12 protein-coding genes are annotated in these 18,374 nt (G+C 39.9%); 5 read left to right on the top strand and 7 right to left on the bottom strand.

Features of this window, described 5'->3' with window-relative positions; translation table 11 throughout:
* Positions 1-316: 316 nt before the first annotated feature.
* Both IW16_RS22125 and IW16_RS22130 read right to left on the bottom strand, forming a co-directional pair.
* Positions 317-925 (bottom strand): hypothetical protein, encoded by a 609-nt coding sequence (locus tag IW16_RS22125; RefSeq protein ID WP_034749848.1) that lies wholly within the window; start codon positions 923-925, stop codon positions 317-319.
* A gap of 119 nt (positions 926-1,044) precedes the next feature.
* On the bottom strand, positions 1,045-3,420 hold the full coding sequence (locus IW16_RS22130) for an outer membrane beta-barrel family protein (RefSeq protein WP_034749851.1): 2,376 nt from the start codon (positions 3,418-3,420) through the stop codon (positions 1,045-1,047).
* Between the two features lie 110 nt (positions 3,421-3,530).
* Here IW16_RS22130 and IW16_RS22135 point away from each other — a divergent pair, with 110 nt between their 5' ends.
* Together IW16_RS22135 and IW16_RS22140 are read left to right on the top strand one after the other, a co-directional pair.
* Positions 3,531-5,195 (top strand): histidine kinase, encoded by a 1,665-nt coding sequence (locus IW16_RS22135; protein WP_034749854.1) that lies wholly within the window; start codon positions 3,531-3,533, stop codon positions 5,193-5,195.
* A complete protein-coding gene (locus tag IW16_RS22140; RefSeq protein ID WP_034749857.1) occupies positions 5,195-5,893 on the top strand; it encodes a LytR/AlgR family response regulator transcription factor in 699 nt (232 codons plus the stop codon). The genes IW16_RS22135 and IW16_RS22140 overlap by 1 nt, the downstream gene beginning before the upstream one ends.
* 23 nt (positions 5,894-5,916) lie before the next feature.
* On the opposite strand, the gene glsA is transcribed toward IW16_RS22140, so the two are convergent.
* Positions 5,917-6,930: a glutaminase A gene (gene glsA / locus IW16_RS22145; RefSeq protein ID WP_034749979.1), complete on the bottom strand. Its 1,014-nt coding sequence runs from the start codon at positions 6,928-6,930 to the stop codon at positions 5,917-5,919.
* A gap of 285 nt (positions 6,931-7,215) precedes the next feature.
* On the opposite strand from glsA, the gene IW16_RS22150 reads away from it, so the two are divergent.
* From IW16_RS22150 to IW16_RS22160, 3 genes are all read left to right on the top strand, one after another.
* Positions 7,216-7,632 (top strand): hypothetical protein, encoded by a 417-nt coding sequence (locus IW16_RS22150; protein ID WP_034749860.1) that lies wholly within the window; start codon positions 7,216-7,218, stop codon positions 7,630-7,632.
* 256 nt (positions 7,633-7,888) lie between these two features.
* Positions 7,889-9,076 carry an FAD-dependent oxidoreductase gene (locus IW16_RS22155; protein WP_034749861.1) on the top strand — a complete coding sequence of 396 codons (1,188 nt, stop codon included), beginning with the start codon at positions 7,889-7,891 and terminating at the stop codon, positions 9,074-9,076.
* A gap of 12 nt (positions 9,077-9,088) precedes the next feature.
* The gene (locus tag IW16_RS22160; protein WP_034749864.1) at positions 9,089-10,858 is read left to right on the top strand and encodes a flavin monoamine oxidase family protein; all 1,770 of its coding nucleotides are present in this window, start codon (positions 9,089-9,091) and stop codon (positions 10,856-10,858) included.
* Positions 10,859-10,945: 87 nt separating this feature from the next.
* Here the strand turns inward: IW16_RS22160 and IW16_RS22165 are convergent, their stop codons facing one another.
* The 4 genes from IW16_RS22165 to IW16_RS22180 form a co-directional block, all read right to left on the bottom strand.
* On the bottom strand, positions 10,946-13,819 hold the full coding sequence (locus IW16_RS22165; RefSeq protein WP_034749867.1) for a glycosyl hydrolase: 2,874 nt from the start codon (positions 13,817-13,819) through the stop codon (positions 10,946-10,948).
* Positions 13,820-14,016: 197 nt separating this feature from the next.
* A complete protein-coding gene (locus IW16_RS22170; RefSeq protein WP_034749870.1) occupies positions 14,017-15,510 on the bottom strand; it encodes a serine hydrolase domain-containing protein in 1,494 nt (497 codons plus the stop codon).
* Positions 15,511-15,699: 189 nt separating this feature from the next.
* Positions 15,700-16,200: a hypothetical protein gene (locus IW16_RS22175; protein ID WP_034749873.1), complete on the bottom strand. Its 501-nt coding sequence runs from the start codon at positions 16,198-16,200 to the stop codon at positions 15,700-15,702.
* 26 nt (positions 16,201-16,226) lie between these two features.
* Complete coding sequence (locus IW16_RS22180) at positions 16,227-17,936, bottom strand: hypothetical protein (protein WP_034749876.1); 1,710 nt, start codon at positions 17,934-17,936, stop codon at positions 16,227-16,229.
* Positions 17,937-18,374 lie beyond the last annotated feature (438 nt).

Raw genomic sequence — 18,374 nt, forward strand, 5'->3', positions numbered from 1 at the left:
CCAGATGATTTTGGAAAAAAAAACACTTTAAATAAAAAGCAACATTTTGAAAATAAGAACATTAAAAGAATTGGTGGATTTTTGAACAGAAAGTACACAATCAATTGAACTCTGTCTTCAGGTATATTTTTTAATGCAGATCAAGAATAAAATATATTTTAAAAATTACGGAATCCCATACCCCTTCTGTTTTTCTATCTTCTATTTTTGATGTCAATTAAATCAATAATGAATGAAAAATAAATACCTTAATCAGGAAACCGTTGAAACCGCTAAACAGGCTAAGAAAATGTAGAGAGGAAAGATATGCTCATGATCAGTACAGTTGCCTAACAGTTTCTACAGTTCCTGTTTCATTATCAATAAAAAGGTAGACCCATCCTCCATCGTGGAACAGGTCTCCTTTTTTAATTTCAATCTGCCCCAGAAAATAGAGGGGTCGATCGTTTTTGATGGGCCACACGGGGTTCTGTATCCATCCTGGAGGCTTTGTCTGATATTTAAAAAGCTGGGAATACCTTTGCTTTATATATTTCTTTTGGTCAGATTTTGAAAGTGTTTTGTCTTTTGGAAGGATGTGCTTTTCAATAAAATCTGCTTCAGCATCTACATATTTTGGACGGGTATCCAGTACTGCATCATACTCATCAGCAATCCGGGTTGACACAGTGGCGTCAATTCCCATTTTGCTTAAAAATAATTTTGCGGTTCCCTGAGCATTGAGCCTTCCCTCTGCATTTGTATAATCCTGTTCGGCCAGATACAAAAAAACAGTGGTATCTTTTAGATAAGTGCCTTGCCAATTCATTGACGGATCGGAAAGTAATTTTTCCAAATCAGGATTAGCATAAAGCTGCTGCTGAAATTCCTGATCTGAAACTGTACCTTCAACAAAGTCTTTTAAAATTTGTATTGCATCTGCCATCTTTCATTTTTTTAAGTGATATGCGCAGGGGCAAATTTAGGTATTATAGTTATTTAAACTTTACCAATCATTATATTAAATTTTCAGTTGAACAAAGTTTGGTATGCACCATATCGTGTTTAATTTCTGTTTCCACTTTTAGCCTGTCTCACCGTCTGATTATCTTTCTGATTAAACCGATAGACGAGCGTCAGGCGATATCTTGCAGCATTGGGAATATTGGTCTGGCTGATCTCATAATCTGAGCCGATGGTTCTTCCTTTAAGTTTCCGCAATCCAAAGAGATTACCCACATCAAACATTAACGTTGCTCTGTCTTTTAGAAACGTCTTGCTGCAACCTATATCAATGCTGTGCAGAGCATCAGCGCGGGTTTGGGCTGTAGCATTGGCCCCTCTGAAGTTATAGAGCGTCTGGAAGGCGAGTTTATTCTTTAGCTTCACCTGGGTACTTACACGGGCTGTGAATGTATTTCCGGAATAATCAAAACTCTGATTCTGATAACTCCCTTGTTCCTCATAATGAAAGGCATTAAGCTCAGTATTGATCTGCAGCCATTTCATAGGATTATAGAGTACAGAAAGTTCAAAACCTTGACGGGTTTCTTTATTGATATTAACAGGCATCGTGATAAACAGGCCATCTGTATTCCGGAAAGTATAATCTTCCATAACTCCTGTGTTGTGCTGGTAATAAAAGGAAGGATTGAAGGTAATATTTTTCCAGTTTTTAAGAAAAGTGAATTCAAACACGTTGGCATATGATGGGTTAAGATTTGGATTTCCAACGTACCGGCTAGTCAAATCGGTCAACTCATTAAAAGGATAAATCATCCCCAGTCTTGGTCTGTTGATCCGTTTGCTGTAACTGCCCTGTAAAGTTGCCCGTTCATTAAAACGATAGCTGATGTTGAGGGTTGGGAAAAGACGATTGTAATTCTTTTCATTGGTATAACTTCCCGATCTGTCTTCAATTCCTATATGAGTCAGTTCTCCCCGTAATCCACCCTGGTAGCTTAAAGCTCCGGTTTTCCCGGAAAACTGTATGTAAGCACTCCCAATCAATTCTTTATACAGCAAATGATTATCAATCTGTTCAATAATTTCCCAGCCTTCTGAATTCTGCTGCTCTGCAATAAAGTCACTATTTACCCTGCGATCCTCCATTTTCAATCCAAATTCTAGAGTAGACGTACTGTCCAATGGCTGCGTCATATCTGTTTTAATCATAAAATCTTTACTCTTTCCCATCGAATTTGTCCTGATCATCGGTAAGGTAGCGGCATTGGGGAAAATTCTGCCGGTTGTAAGGTTCCAGTTTTTATCACTGTCCCAGAAATCATACTGCATATCTACCGTCAGCTTCTTACCTGCCTTGATGAAGGTCTTGGTATAATTTAATTCAAGCTGGTTATAGCTTCTTCTTTCCCACGATTCCCCATTTCGGCTGAGGCTGCTGTCGATCACACCATTTTTATTGGAATACAAATAGTTTAGCTCGGTTTTATCATGGTCATGGGTTGAGTTCCGCATAAAAGCAGCGGTAATGGTATTATGATCGTTGATCTTATAGTCTGCTCCAAAATACAGTAATTTGGCATCATCGTGCCTGTTCTCATCCTGTCTCTGATTCAGATAAACAGGCGTATCAGAAAGCCGGGAAGACTGCTTCATCGTATACAAACCGACATAATCCGAAAGTCGAATGCCGTAGGTAGCAAACAGGTTCAGTTTATCCGATTTATAACTTAGACTGGGACTGATACGGGTTTCATTGGGGATTCCTCCTACCAGACGCAGCTGTCCGCTGAAGCCTGCTTTTTTATTCTTTTTAAGAATGATATTAATAATCCCTGCGGAACCGGCTGCATCGAATCTGGAAGAGGGATTGGTGATCACTTCAACACGTTCCACCTGATCTGCGGGAACCTGTTCCAGAGCATTACCCTGAGTCAAACCGGTACGCCGTCCGTCGATCAATACCAGTACATTTGTGTTACCCCGCAGACTGATGGCACCTGCCGGACTGACACTTACTGAAGGAACAATATTAAGAAGATCCGTTACAGCCCCCGATTGTGAGAGAACGTCCTTCCCTACCTCGAAAACCTTTTTATCAAGTTTTAAACTGACTGATGAACGCTGCCCTGTTACCGATACTTCCTGCAACAGTTTTGTATCAGACTCTAAAATGACTGTTCCCATATTGATCACCTCATCCGACTTAAGTTCTACAGGTATGCTGATGGTTTGAAAACCAGCAAGACTGTAACTGATGGTATAATTTCCGGCCGGAATGCTTTCCAGTCTGAATATTCCTTTGCTGTCAGAAATACCTGCAGCAATGGCTTTATCCCCCCTTTCCTTTAATGTTACCGTTACATAAGATACAGGTACGGCCGGTTTTTCATGAATGATTCCGGTGATCTGACCTTTCTGTGCCAATGAATACTGAACAGAAAGGATCGTAAAAAAGATAATGGCTAGTTGTTTCATGATGTAAATTTAAATCGCAGAAACAGCCATTCACAGAAGAAACATCTGAACAACTCTAACGGCTTTCAAACGACCATCCGGTTTTTCAAATTACCGTGTATCTTTACATTATGCATAAATTAATATTTTTATTAACACTGCTTAACCTATTGGCCACGCCAATTATCCGAAATGAAGACCCGGTACCTGTTTATCAATTAGGTGACGATTTATCGTGGGCTTCTAAAGACTATAATGATAAGGACTGGTCAGACACCAAAGGCAATACTTCTGATAAGATATTCTGGTCACGAACACGCCTTGACCTTCGTCCTGTGGAAAACAAACTGATGCCTCTCGGACTTCAGATTGACTCCTTTGGTGCTTTCGAGGTATACTGGGACGGTATACTGATAGGCAGAAACGGAGAATTTCCGAAAAACGGGCATCCTGAAAAACCGGGAACCGAATGCAGTTATTACCGGATTCCGGATCATCTGATTTCACCAGGCCTTCACACCGTTGCTATGCGCAGTTCTCAAGCATTGCATCCTGAAGTTCAGCGGAGTATCGGATTTACTCTTAATAATTACAACACATTACTGACAAGACCATTGATCACAATGTCTTATATGAACCTGATGGCCGGAGCTTTTCTGATCGCGGCAGTCTATTATTTTTTTCTTTATCTGAACAGCAAACGCAGGCAGAAGGACATTCTTATATTCGGGACCATATGCCTTCTTTTTTTTAGTCTGCTTATTATGGAGTATCTAAAGTTTCATGTAGTTATTCCCTACTCAGAGTTTTTCATAAGACTGGAGATTATAGGGTGGCTCACTTTTGCAAATGCACTGCTGGTTCCCTGGTATTTTATCATTCAGTTCAATTTTAGAAAAGGAAAATGGTTAATGGGTGCACTGTTACTTGCACTGTTATTCCTTTATTGGTGGAATTACGGACACTATGACCTGACTGCCAGACTCTACAGTTTGGCTATGCTGATCGCGGCTTTCATTGTAGTACTGAACGGCATCATCCAAAAAGAAAAAGGAGGTTTTATTGCTCTGGCAGCACTTTTGGCGAGTGCATTAGTTAATAAATTTGTGGTTTATGATTTCGGTTTGTTCATCAGTTTTACCATTATTGTACTGTCTATGCTTTATCTTCATTCTATCCGAACAAGTGTCATCGAGGCGGAACATCAGAATGCTGTATTGCTTTCTTCAAGGCTTCAATTAGAACTCCTTAAGAAAAATATCCAGCCTCATTTTTTAAGGAATACCCTGACTTCAATGATGGACTGGGTAGAAGAATCACCCAAAGAAGGAGCCCGCTTTATACAGGCCCTGGCTGCAGAATTTGATATCATGAATGACATCTCTGAGCAAACCCTGATTCCTGTAACCAAAGAACTGGAACTCTGCCGTCAGCATTTGTCTGTGATGGGTTTTAGAAAAGAGATTAATTACATCTGGGAACAGAATGGAATCGATGAAACACAGCTGATCCCTCCTGCGGTTATTCATACCCTACTGGAAAATGGCATTACCCACAGTGAGCCATTGTCCGGAAATACGATCCATTTTATACTCCAATATTCTTTATTAAAAGAGGGGCATCAATATGCTTTTGAAACCATCGCTAAGAACCGGCAGATCATGACGGACCGTACAGGCGGAAACGGTTTTAAGTATATCAAAGCAAGACTGACTGAAAGTTATGGACAGAACTGGACTTTCGAATCGGGTTCTACGGAAAACGGCTGGATATCTACCATTCAAATTTTAAAATAATGAATATATTAATCATCGAGGACGAGGCCAGAATTGCCAAACGGATACAGCGTATGACCTCAGAGTTTTTTGCAGATAAAACCCACGAGATTGTTGTATGTGATTCTCTTCAACAAGGGCTTGATCAGATTGTGACGCAACTTCCCGACTTATTGTTACTGGACCTGAACCTGAATGGTGATAATGGTTTTGAAATATTGGAACAGATGGTGGCTGCTTCTTTTCACACGATTATTGTTTCTGCCAATATCGATAAGGCAATCACTGCTTTTGCCTATGGAGTTCTTGATTTTGTTCCCAAACCTTTTGATCAGGAGAGGCTTTTTAAGGCTTTGACCAGGTTTGTCAGTCCTGCCTTAAAACAGGATGAGGGCATTAAATACCTTGCTGTAAAAAGGGCTGGACAGGTTCGTCTGATTGCTATTTCTGAGGTGATCTACATCAAAGGGGCAGGAATTTACACGGAACTGCATCTGAGTAACGGGCAGAAAGAACTTCATGACAAATCGCTCGAACATTTACAACAACTTCTTCCAGACAGGTTTGAACGCATTCACAAATCCTATCTGGTTCATTTTCAACAGATCGAAAAGATTATCATCAATCCGGGTACGCGCTATGGAGTACTGATTAAAACAGGTGAAGTACTTCCGGTGGGCCGTTCAAAGTATAAAGATCTGAAAAACAAAATGGTGTAATACAGGGGGAAGCAAATGCTCTTTTAAAACAGGCTCAGATGATATTGCTTCACAAAATCCAGGATCATATGATAACCGGCTGCAGAATTTCCATGCTGATCTAATGCCGGGCTGAAAACCCCAATTCCCATTTTTCCGGGAACACTTACGGTAATTCCTCCTCCAACACCTGACTTGCTCGGAAGACCTACAGTCCGGGTATATTCTCCACTGAATTCGTACATTCCGGCAGTGAGCATCTGTGATTCTATTAACTGGGCTACTTCCGTATTTTTATATTGAGAATCTCCGTCAAAACGAACACATTCATTGGCAAAGAAATACCCTATTTTAGCTAAATCTTCAGCGGTTACTTCAATAGAACACTGTCTGAAATAATTATCCAGCTGATCTTCATTTCCTGTAATAAGACCGTTATTTTTCATCAGGTAGAACATTCCGCGGTTACGGTGTCCGGTAGATTTTTCGGATTCGTAAACGGATTTACTGTAATCAATTGTCTGATTTTTGGTTATATATCTTACCATATCCAGAATTTTCTGAAATGGTTTTTCACCGTCTCCTGAAATTAAAGAAGTAGTAAGAATGGCTCCGGCATTCATCATTGGATTCAGGGGCTTGCCTGTGGTTTCAAGATTGGAAAAATGATTGAAGGGTTTATCGGTTCCGAAATAGCCCATTTTTTCGAAGACATTCGCTTCTCCTTTTTCATTAACAGCAATCATTAAAGCAATGATCTTGGAAATACTCTGCATGGTAAATTTCTTTTGAACATCTCCTACATTCAATACTTTCCCATTCTTTTCCACTACCGAAAAAGCAATGGCTTTAGCATCCATTTTTCCCAGTTCCGGAATATAATCCGCTACTTTACCCTGGGTATAAAAGGCTCTGTTTTTTTCGAGAATAGTACTTAACGTTTTCTCAGAAACGGCAGAAATACCTGCTGTCTTCTGAGCATAAACCACTGTATTTAAGGAAAGAAAAACTGCAATACAAATTCCTTTTGCAGAAAGTAAGAAACTATTGTTGTTCATAAAGGTATTTTCGGCTAACATCTTATCATCAACCCCGAAAAACAAAGATAAAGTATTTCATCCTTCACTAGCAAATGTCCTGAAAAGATACAGGGTTTAAACAGGATTCAACAGAATTAAGTATTTCTACTCTAAACCGTAATTGGTCATTTATACTCTAAAAAAAATGCGTCCTTCTTTGTTACTTTGAACTACAGATTAAGCATGATCAATGAAGGTTAATTCCTCAACTGAGATGCTGAAAAACATCAGAAATAAAAACTAACCAACCAAAATACATTCAACATGGAAACAGCAAACGTAAGCGGAATCGCTAACTCGTCCGGCCAACTTCAATTGGGTAACGGCGCTCAGTTCTGGGTTTATCTTTCTCCTCAGAACAATACTTCCAAAATGATTTCAAAATGGCGTGTTACGTTCTCACAGGGAAACTGGAGTGATTCTATTTCAAGTGACGCTCCGACAAAACAGATTCAGACGCCAAATCTTTCTGGAATCTTTGATATTAAAGTAGAATTATTAAGCGGTTCTACCGGTACATGGCGCCAGATCCCTCCTCAGCAGGGAAGTCATAATGAAATCGGCTGTAATTCCAACTGTGCCTCAATGGTAGGTATTGTTGCGGATAGTACAAATCCTCCTCCAGGTGCTATTAATGCCCACTTCTGGACAACATGGGATGCTATGTGTAAATCACATTAAAAAAAGAAATAAGTCTTAATCAAAACAAGTCCATATCATTCAATTACCGGCCGTTTTTTTTCGAGTTACAAGTGCATGATTTAAAAGTTGTGTGTTTAAAACCTACGAAAAAACAGGGCCGGTAATTGTTTTCCCTGACTTTAAGTATTCAATTTCAGGATAGGACTTTTAGGTTGAATCGCCGTAAGAATTTAAAAGCATTGCTGTTTTATTTTTCTTATCTGTTTTAACCTTATAAAAACTAATACTAAAACCTATGAAAACAGAAAATTACGACGTCATCGTCATTGGCGGCGGCGCCATAGGCTTAGCTACTGCAAACCAACTGGGAAAGCGAAAGGCTAAGACTCTCGTGCTCGAACAATTTACTTTTGTGAACCAACTGGGAAGTTCTGCCGGTGTTTCCCGTCAGTTCAGAATTCCATATCCGGACAAATATATGGTAAAGATGGCCCTGGAAGCACAACCTTATTGGGATGAACTTGAAAAAGAAGCCAATATCTCACTGCTTGATAAAGTAGGAACCCTATGGTTCGGAGATCCCGAAGTGCATTCGACCGAAGGAAATATTGCAGAGGCTGAGAAAGCTCTGAAAGATTTAGATGTTCCTTATACCACTCTTACCGCAAAAGAAATTGAAGATCAATATCATTTTCGAAATTTACCGGAAAACTACACAGGATTGTTTCAGCCGGATGGTGCAAGCATCAATTTTAAAGCAACGATTGAGACCCTTTTAGGTCTTTGTAAGCAGGAGGAAACGGTGCAGCTGGAAGAAAATTCTCCTGTACTTGATATTAAATCAGTAGGCGAACTTTTCGAAATCACAACTCCCAACGGAATTTATATCGCTAAAAAACTGGCCATTATCCCGGGACCTTATATCAACAGTGTCATCAACTTACTGGATTTTAAAATAGAAGCCACCTACTGGAATATGGCATCAGCTTATTTTAAGAAGACAGATCCTTCAATACAGTATCCGACCTGGTTTGTATTCCAAAATCCAGTGGATCAACACGGTAACGAGTTCTATGGTTTCCCGTCAGTAGACTGGGATCATCCTGAATATATCCGTGTGGCACCTGACTTTGTAATGGAAGCTCTGGAAGAGCCCACTGACCGAACATTAATTCCTAATCCTCAGGAACTGGCCTACACTTCTGAATGGATAAAAGAGCATATGACGGGATTAAGTACGGTACCGGAATATACCTCCACCTGTCTGATTGCACTCAGCACGATCCCCAATAAGGAACTGCTGATTGATTTTGCCCCAAGATATGTACCCAACTATAAAAACATTGTGGTCTATGCAACAGGATGGGCCGCAAAATTCACTCCTTTTTTAGGGAAAATCATGGCTGACCTTGCCTTGGACGGACATACTGATTTTGATATTTCGCATTTCCAATTAGGACGTAAATTCTTTAAAGCCATTTAAAACTATTAAACCATGAATAAAAAAACACCATTAAATACAGGAAAGCATCCTGATTTAAAAACAGAAGTAGCCATTATCGGTGCCGGAACTTCCGGATTGTACACAGCTTACCGGTTGGTAACTGACAAAAAATATAAAGCCAGCGAAGTACAGATCTTCGACATGAACAATAAACTGGGCGGAAGACTGGAATCTGTTGTTATGCCGGGAATGAATTTCTGGGGCGAGCTGGGAGGAATGCGTTATCTGACTTCTCAGCAAATCGTAACGACCTTAATTGAGGGCTACCCTCTTACGGAAAAGGATCCCGCCAAACGAACTCCCGTTCTGAAAGATAAAATGACTCCCATTGACTTCCCTATGGGTAAACCGGAGGAATTGCTGATGTATCTGAGAAAAGAACGTTTCAAACAGGATGCCTGGGATGTGGCTCAGAAAGAAGGCAGGAAACTGGTAACGCGTTATTATCTGAATGATGATGATCATGGTTTCAGCTCTGATCAGCTGTTCAATAAGATTATCTATGATGTTTTAATGGCAGATCCATGGGTGGCTGAAAAATATGGGGACAGAATCATCAAAGGAGATACTATGTATGATTACTCTTTTAAACTAACCAGTGAAGACTGGGATCATATCAAACCCAGATTGGTTTATAATTTCCCGAATTCACCTTATGACAAGCGTAAAGTAAATGATTTAGGTTTTTGGAATTTGATCAAGGATCAGATTTCACAGGAAGGCTATGAGTTTGTTGCGAATGCGGGCGGATATTATTCCAATACAATCAACTGGAATTCAGCGGAAGCTTTTCCTTATATGGTGGGAGATTTCTCTTCCGATACGACTTACAAGACCATTAAGGAAGGATACGACAGTATCGCCTATGCGGTAGCCAATTCTTATATGGACCATGAAGGTGCCTGCATCTGGTCTGAAAATAAGCTGCTTACTTTTACCAAAGATCATCCTTTAGCAGAGACTCATACGTATCAGCTGACTTTTCTGAATCTTAGAACCAATACAAAATGGAACGTTTTTGCCAATAAGTTGGTTCTTGCCATGCCTAGAAAATCTCTGGAGCTCCTGGATCAGAACAATTTCTTTTTTGATATTAATGAAAACTCGGTTCTGAATACCAATATCCGTTCTGTCATTATGGAACCTGCCTTTAAGATATTAATGGGTTTTGAATATCCATGGTGGAAGGAGAAGGAATTGCATATTGATTCCGGGCATTCTATTACCGACCTGCCTATGAGACAGTGTTATTATTTCGGGACAGATCCTGAAACCAATAATTCAATGCTGTTGGGAAGTTATGGAGATATGGAAACCGAAACTTTCTGGAAAGCACTGACGGATGACAAAGTCCTTTTCGAAGTTAGAGCTGCCAAATCAGCCTCATTAAAAGAACTGCACCAACTGGATGGCGTTCAGGCGACCAAACTGATGGTGGATGAACTGATGAATCAGCTTCGGGAACTGCACGGTCCGGACATAACGATACCTGAACCTTATGTCACTTATTTTAAAGACTGGACCGATGAACCTTTCGGGGCTGGATATCACGCATGGAAAGCCGGATACTCTGTTAAGCATGTGATGCAATATATGAGAAAACCGGTAGCTCATGAACATATTCACATTATTGGGGAAGCTTATTCCGATCAGCAGGGCTGGGTGGAAGGAGCTTTCTGTGAAGCAGAAAAAATGCTGCAGGAACATTTCGGAATGACCCGTCCGAAATGGCTGAGTTCCAAGTATTATATGGGATGGTAGATCAGAAAGGTAACACAAAAACAGATCATATCAATAAAGCTTCGGAGAAATCCGAAGCTTTTGTTTATCCTTCAAAATATCTAAACCTTAATAAACAGTCACTGGCCCTGCCAATCCTAAAGACTGAAGCGGCTGGTCTTTCTTTTTCAGATTGGTCCAGTATTGGGCAATCGTATTATCTTTAAGGGTTTTCATATAATTGACCATAACTGTAACCACTTTAATCTCAATTTCATTCACTCCTTCTCTCACTAAGCCCTCCACGGGATAAATTCTCTGGCCAAACCACTGTGTTCCTGCTTCTTTCCCATTGATTCGCACCTCGCAAATCCCGTATACATTTCCCAGGTTTATATAGTTTGCTGCCTGCTTATTTTTTAGCTCGAAAGTATTCCGGTAAATGACTGTTCCTGCAAAATGAGTATATGCAGTCAACTCTTTAAGATCAATCAGTTTGTTCAGTTTTTCTTTTTTAACGGTACCATCATAATGTATAAATTCCACATCCCAGTCTCCGTTGATTTCTTTTGCGTTATTTCCGGTAAGAGGGTTTTCTTTCCAGGCTGCACCTTTTTTATGGTTATCAAAAACAATCAGCTTTGAATCTGCCGGCCCCAGATTCATATTTAAATGTCCATCAGGAGTATCCAGCCTGAAACGTTTCCCTGTAACCGCATCCCACAGCCAGGCAGGTCTGTTTCTGATCACACTTTTTTCAAATGTAATATCCAGAGGTACACTATGCTTGCTGCTGGAGTTATTAAACAGGAAAATTTCTGCATCACCGGTTTGGTACCTTACCTGGGTTATAAACGTTTTGGGTTCCCTGATCTTTACGTATGGAGTAACAGCATGTTTTTTCTGAACAGCCTTATACCAGCTCAGAAAGTCAGATGCAGGTTTATTCAGAAAAACAAAACGGTCTTCATACGCCTGCATTTTGCTGATCCAGCTTTGTACTTCCTGATCTCTTTCTTCATGATGATTCCAGCCTGTAGACCGGCTGGGGATGGCTTCTATACAAAATACTTTTCCACCATTACTTACAAACCCGTGCAGTTTTTCTGCAGCAGCCGTATCCAGGCTATGAACTTCGATCAGAAACAGAGTGTGGTATTTTCTTTTTCCATACATAAGATATCCTTTCTTTACCTCTGAGTCTTTGATAACCTGCTCCGAGATATAATCACAGGCACTCCCGTTCTGATGGACTGATTCCCAGATCAGAGACTGGTAAGCAGGGGATACAAGAGTTGGAAAAGGCTCATTCTGTGCTCCATATTCTGACCATTGATCCGCAAAGGGTGCTAAAAGAGCAATATCCGCAAACATCGTGGCCTGCTGTAATATCGCAGAAAGCCTTGCCCGGTAATCCGTATAATATTTAAAATAAGGCCACATCGTGTTTTTCTCACTGAAGTATCCTCCGTAGGTAATCCACCCCGGGAAGGGCGCATCAGGAGGTGAATAATTAAATCCATGAAAAACAGGATGAGTTACTCCGGATATGGTGCTTTGGTCTCCTGCTATTTTAAAAATTTCCAGTGCTTCGTTAAATACCATATCTGTATTGGTCAATTCCTCGGAACTGATCAGTTTTTTATCCTTTAAGTGGGCTGCTGAAGAAACAAGCTTGTTGATCATGGTATTTCCCCTTCCCAAATGCCAGGGATACTGCATGAGCTTTTCTTCACTTATGTCTTCTCCGATTCCGTATTTAAGCCAGGTTTCACATTCGGGAATATCTATTTCAAAGCTTCCCTCCACCGGAAAATAACCGCGTCCATAAGCCTGTGCCCTTGATTTTATTTTATTATCCCTGCACCAATCCGCGAAGGTTTTTACAAATCTTTCCCTGAATAGCTCTGCTTTGGTAAGTTCAAAATCATAGCGCATACGGTCTGTTATCTTTTTAAACTCCGGACTCATTTTAACAGGATAAAGAATATTGACTCCTGTGGTATTTCCCATACTTCCTATTTTGAACAGGACAAAGGGCAGATAAGGATACAGATCATACCCTCTCCTCTTTTGAAACTCGCTCATCATATCACTGCTCCAGTTTGCTCCTTCCGTCTCCAGACTGTCGATAAAGAAAGCCCGGATATGTTTTGCCAGTGGGCCTATTCTCTGCTGAATAGTATCACTCATCCTGTTGAGGTATTTTTTCACAGCAGCAGTATTGTAATGATTTAAGACAGGTCCCATACCGCCTGGTGCACCCTGGATTACACTCATAAAGCGTTCTATTTTTACCAGTCCGTACACCGCGTAATCTCCTTTAGGTACCGAAACTCTGATGAGCCCATTTGGAATCTGGTCTGAAAGGTTGACCACCTCGTTCATAGTATTGAGCGGATCAGGGACGAGCTTCACCTCGAGCATTTCCATTGTTCTTCCAGTGTATGGATTGGTAATGGCAGGATCAGCCTCTTTGTAGAGATCAAAAAGTGAGAATTCTGTTTTAAGAGGACCTTTTAGTTTTTTTACAGCCAAAACTACAATTTGTGAACATTCTTCTTTTTCCAGAAAATCACCACCCATGGGAAATCCTGTACCAACAAGCAGATCGCAGGTCATCTCTAATGATCGGGCTTCTTCAAGAGTGAATCTCAGTAATTCTATCCACTCATCACTTAACCATTCCAGACTTGTTTTGCCCATATCCCCGGTACGTAAAGGAAAAGATATGGGATTAATCTCCACTCCGCCTATTCCTGCATCTTTTAAAACCCTGAGCTCCCGGGCCAGTTCTGCTTTCTCTATTTTGTCGCCATTCCACCACCAGCGGACCCATGGGCGGTACTGACTTTCTGGATCGCTGAACATTTCAAACAATGACTTATAGTCAGGTAAATTAATATCCCGCAGCATTGCATAGGCATAAGGAGGCAGGATATTCGAAACCAGTACGCCGGACGCGGCAACTGAACATTGTTTCAAAAAGTCTCTTCTTTTCATGAAATCGTGTACGTATTAAAATTATAATGTGTGAATACATCTTTCACAACCATGACCAGGATATACAGGTATTCCAAATTTAACAGATTTACTAACAATATTATCATTTCAAAAGAAAAAATCACCCGATATTATCAGGTGATTGCATTTTTATAACTAAATATTAAGATTGAAAAGATTATACCCCATTCTTAAGGTTATACTTTTAATGGTCCCCCAATTTTCTTAATCATATCTTTGGCGTTCGTGTTTTCGGGATTCAATTCAAGGGATTTCTGATACATTTTGAGGGCATCTTCTTTTTTTCCGGATTGGAGCAATGCTTCTCCATAGCTGTCAAATATATTGGCACTCTTAGGAAAAATCAATGTTGCTGAATTAAATACCTCTAAAGAATTGTCCACTTTTTGAAGTCTGAGAAACTGATATCCTAATTTGTTAAAGTCTCTTTCCGTGGCTTCATAACTACGCGGATTATTTAAATACTCCTGAATCACCTGATCTGCTTTTTCTTTGTTGCCGGCTTCAAGTAAGCTTCCATAAATTCTTGAAAGATTCTGAAGGGGCATGGTATAAGGCTTATGATCAATTAACTGCAAAACCGCATTGAAGGTGGAGAAAACAGGACTGTTTCCTATGTTGGATAAGAGAATTACTGACTGATTTTTATTCATATTATGCGCCAAAATACTGGTAAGTCCATTGATAGATCCGTCATGAAAAACTATTTTTCCTTCACGTTCATCGGTATACATAAACCAGCCTAAGCCGTAGCTCACCTCCTTTCCATCTATAGTATAAGTGGCCGTCTTTCCATCGTTGAGCGTTGTAGGGGTTAACGCTTCCTCCAATTCTTTTTTACCCAGGATTTTATAACTGAATAAGGCATTCTGATACTTTTCCAGGTCTAAGGCTGTACTTATTATCCCTCCGTTTCCATAAAAATTACTTTTTTCGAAAATCGGAAACGGATCTTTTAAGGTCTTTACATTTACAAGATCAGTGGAATACAGATTAGGGTATGTATATAATTCTACCTGATTATTTTTTATAATCTTCCTGTTAAGCGGAACAAATGACTGTTTCATTTTAGCGGGACCAAAAATATTTTTCTGCAGATAATCCGAATAGCTCATTCCTGATATCTTTTCGATGATCAGGGCAGCGAGGCAAAAATTGACGTTGTTGTAGTCCCATTTGCTTCCCGGTACAAAAGAAAGAGGTGTTTTGAACCGAATGAATGTTGGGATAATATCCTGATTTGAGATTACTTTATCTGGCTGTTCTTTGATAATGCTGTCAAACAAATTATAGTACTGCGCCAACCCGGAAGTATTGTTAAGAAGCTGCCTGATACTGATCTCGGGATAAGGGAAATCTGAAAGGTATTTCTGAACGGGATCATCAATGTTAAGTTTTCCTTTTTGCTTAAGCTGGAGCACAGCGGTTGAAGTAAAGGTTTTTGTTACGGAAGCAATCGGAAACTGAGAAGCGTCGCTGATCTTTTCTTTCGTTTCAAAATTGGAAAATCCATAGGTTTGATAAAAAATATTTTCTCCCGGTTGTGAAACTACAGCACTTCCATTAAACATTTTGTTTTTAGAAAGGGTTGAAAAGAACTTATTTAATTCCTGCGCCGGGATTTGCTGCATCAGGAAAGTGGTCAGCAAGATTACAATTAATTTAGTCATGATTTTTATTCAGTTATGGATCAATACGGTGATTTAAAAACCCGTACTTTTTATATGACAATTTCTGAAAGGATTATATTACATGATCATCAACTGTAACCCAAAAAATCAATCGGTCTGCTGAACTCATCCGCTTTTACCAAAAAGAATCACAAGACTTGTTGGTATACGTTCACCCAGCCCTTCCCACTATTTCCAGTAGCTCCATTTCAAACCGTCAAATACAGCCAGTGATTTGCTGATGGTGTCATAACAGATCATTCCCGGAAATGGATTTTTAACATTGATATGAGGGGTGTCTACTTTAGGTAAAATCAAGGCTTTATTGGCAGACTCCAATACCAATACCCCGGGTGTATTGGTGGCTGAAGGTCCTATAATCACATTATTTGGTCCGGGAGCTTCATCACCTGGGTTGAAAACAACACCGGCGAGAGATCCCTGATCACTCAATGGAAGCCAGGCCGCGTCCACTTTCATTTTTAAAACCTCATCATTTTTATCCATCAGAATAGTTCCATCTACCGCATTGCCGGGAAGTGTTTCCACAATAGGCAGCAAAATACCATTGGTTGTATTTCCTTTAAAATCCAGAATTCCATCTCCATCTATTATTTCTTTACCGATGGCTACCTGTGCGTTGGTTATCTGCAGACAAAACAACCCTGTTATAAGTATTATTTTTTTCATATTTAAATATTTCGGGAGTTTAGTGATTAATCATTACAGGATCTTGTGATACAGTTCCATCCTGTTCCGTTATAGAGTTTAAAACATTTATCCACCGTGTCATATATCAGCATTCCTTCTACCGGAACAGCAATATTTGCAGCAGTGGTTCTTGTGATTACAAAACCTTTATTTTTAGATTCAAGGGCTATAAATCCATTCGGGATATTCGCCGGCCAGTTCATCTGCCGGCTTTGGGCGGTAATTCCAAATTTCGTCATCTCATTAGGGGTGCCTGCTGCAGGATCTTTAGTACAGTAGGTTTGAATATTGGTCCCAAATGTAAAGTATTTATTATCCGGAAAAGAATAATTAAAAACAGCCTTGCCTCCTGTAAAGCCAGCCGCGGGAATAACCTGTACATTCTGAGAAAGCGCACTGTCATCTGCTATAATCATAGAAATATTATCTGTAGCAAGTATGCTGGTGTAGGCCGACAGATCTGCCTGCAGCCATGTTGAGCCGGTATCATTTTTCCTCTGTGCAAGCCATATTCTTTGGATCCTCTGTCCCGGTGCTGTTCCACTATTTACCAGGGTAAGGCTCTGATCATTATTATCTCCTATCAAAAGAAATGTTCTATCCTGCAGAAAATCTGATCTGTCCGGTTTACTGTTCGCTGAAACAAAATCATTGTCAGTGGATATGATAAGCATACTATTGTTTTCCGTATTAATGCTATTCGTTACCAATTGCTTTAAGGCTGAATCATCATCTTTTGCAAGCCCGAAGATATTATTATTGAAGGCTGTATTCAGACTGGAATTCCAGGTTATAACAGTTTCATCAGAAGCGATATAGTCCTGAGGCTGAACAAGCGTAACTCCATATTTAACGGCCAAATAAGAGTTGACTCTCTGCCTTTCGCTATCAGTTTGTGTCCCGGAATAAAGGATAAACTCTCCAATTCTGTCGCCAGCCAGAGAGGTACTGCCGGAACCAGCGTCGTTATCCATTAAAAGGACCATCCCCGGATAATTAAAAGTAGATGATACTCCATTTGAAGGCTGTCCGTATTCCAGACCGTTGTTTCCAAAAAGGTAGTTCATATTAGTTCCGGGAAGCCGATTATAATACGATTGTATACTCGGGACTTCCGTTCCGACAGTTGTGATCGTATTGGTTCCAAAAAAGACATCTCCGGATTCTTTTTCGTTATAAAACTCAGGTCGGTTGCCCTGGGTGCCAAAAAATGGTGACTGCCATATTCCTGCGATCAAAGAGGTGTTGGAACTTCTGGTCGTTCCATTCATCACAAATACAGTTCTGTAACTCGCTGAAACAGTTCTCGAAAGATGGGTATATGAAGTTAATGCGTTGGTAGTATTATCTGGAAAACCCGATGGAAATTTGTATCCGGATCTGTACCCGTTGGTACTTACAATTTCTATGGCTGGATTAAAATTAAAATTCGGGATGGACGTTGCAGTCCGGTAGGCCGGGATAGCTCCAATCCCCGGATCTGCGTAATAACCAGGCATCCCCTGATTCGCAATTCCATTGACTCCGCCTGTTTTTTGATTTTCCCAGACAGGAACTTTTGAATTGTCGGTTGTTGTGGCAGTTCCTGCATCAGCTTTTACCCAAACCTGCAGGTTGCTAGAAATACCACCCGGCGCAGGAGTTTGTGCCCATAATGTATAGCTGAACATCAGGAATAAAAAAATACCTGTTTTTTCATCGATGGGAATTCTCATATGTTTATTTTAATTTATAGATAATGTTTATTACCCAAACCAATCAATAATAACATCAATTACATTCCATATTAGTACATGATTTATTAGTCCACGCTAACAAAAACTCTGTTGAAAATACAAATTATTATTCAACAAACCTACAGATTATCTGTTAATTAGTATTCGCAACGTAAAAAATCAGGTGGTGATAACGAATAGATTGAGTACAAAAATACAGACTGACAATTCAATTTTTTAACACAATATCTTTCTATTCCAAGAATTTTTGGGATTTTTGAGGAAGAAGACTTCAGTTCGGGCAGCATACAGAAGAACAGATTCCTGTGGAAACAAAAAACAGACTGAATTCAGTCTGTTTATGATTAAAATATGGATGTTTATTCCGGATATTTTACACGATTATCTATGGGTTATATCTGATCAATTAATGACAGG

The sequence above is a fragment of the Chryseobacterium vrystaatense genome (assembly GCF_000737765.1).
In the GTDB taxonomy this organism is placed as follows: Bacteria; Bacteroidota; Bacteroidia; order Flavobacteriales; family Weeksellaceae; genus Chryseobacterium; species Chryseobacterium vrystaatense.

Excerpts from the sequence above, each read along its gene's own strand:
- IW16_RS22180 (WP_034749876.1), bottom strand. The coding sequence starts at position 17,936 with ATGAGAATTCCCATCGATGAAAAAACAGGTATTTTTTTATTCCTGATG.
- IW16_RS22125 (WP_034749848.1), bottom strand. The coding sequence starts at position 925 with ATGGCAGATGCAATACAAATTTTAAAAGACTTTGTTGAAGGTACAGTT.
- IW16_RS22155 (WP_034749861.1), top strand. The coding sequence starts at position 7,889 with ATGAAAACAGAAAATTACGACGTCATCGTCATTGGCGGCGGCGCCATA.
- glsA (WP_034749979.1), bottom strand. The coding sequence starts at position 6,930 with ATGAACAACAATAGTTTCTTACTTTCTGCAAAAGGAATTTGTATTGCA.
- IW16_RS22160 (WP_034749864.1), top strand. The coding sequence starts at position 9,089 with ATGAATAAAAAAACACCATTAAATACAGGAAAGCATCCTGATTTAAAA.
- IW16_RS22140 (WP_034749857.1), top strand. The coding sequence starts at position 5,195 with ATGAATATATTAATCATCGAGGACGAGGCCAGAATTGCCAAACGGATA.
- IW16_RS22175 (WP_034749873.1), bottom strand. The coding sequence starts at position 16,200 with ATGAAAAAAATAATACTTATAACAGGGTTGTTTTGTCTGCAGATAACC.
- IW16_RS22130 (WP_034749851.1), bottom strand. The coding sequence starts at position 3,420 with ATGAAACAACTAGCCATTATCTTTTTTACGATCCTTTCTGTTCAGTAT.
- IW16_RS22150 (WP_034749860.1), top strand. The coding sequence starts at position 7,216 with ATGGAAACAGCAAACGTAAGCGGAATCGCTAACTCGTCCGGCCAACTT.
- IW16_RS22165 (WP_034749867.1), bottom strand. The coding sequence starts at position 13,819 with ATGAAAAGAAGAGACTTTTTGAAACAATGTTCAGTTGCCGCGTCCGGC.
- IW16_RS22170 (WP_034749870.1), bottom strand. The coding sequence starts at position 15,510 with ATGACTAAATTAATTGTAATCTTGCTGACCACTTTCCTGATGCAGCAA.
- IW16_RS22135 (WP_034749854.1), top strand. The coding sequence starts at position 3,531 with ATGCATAAATTAATATTTTTATTAACACTGCTTAACCTATTGGCCACG.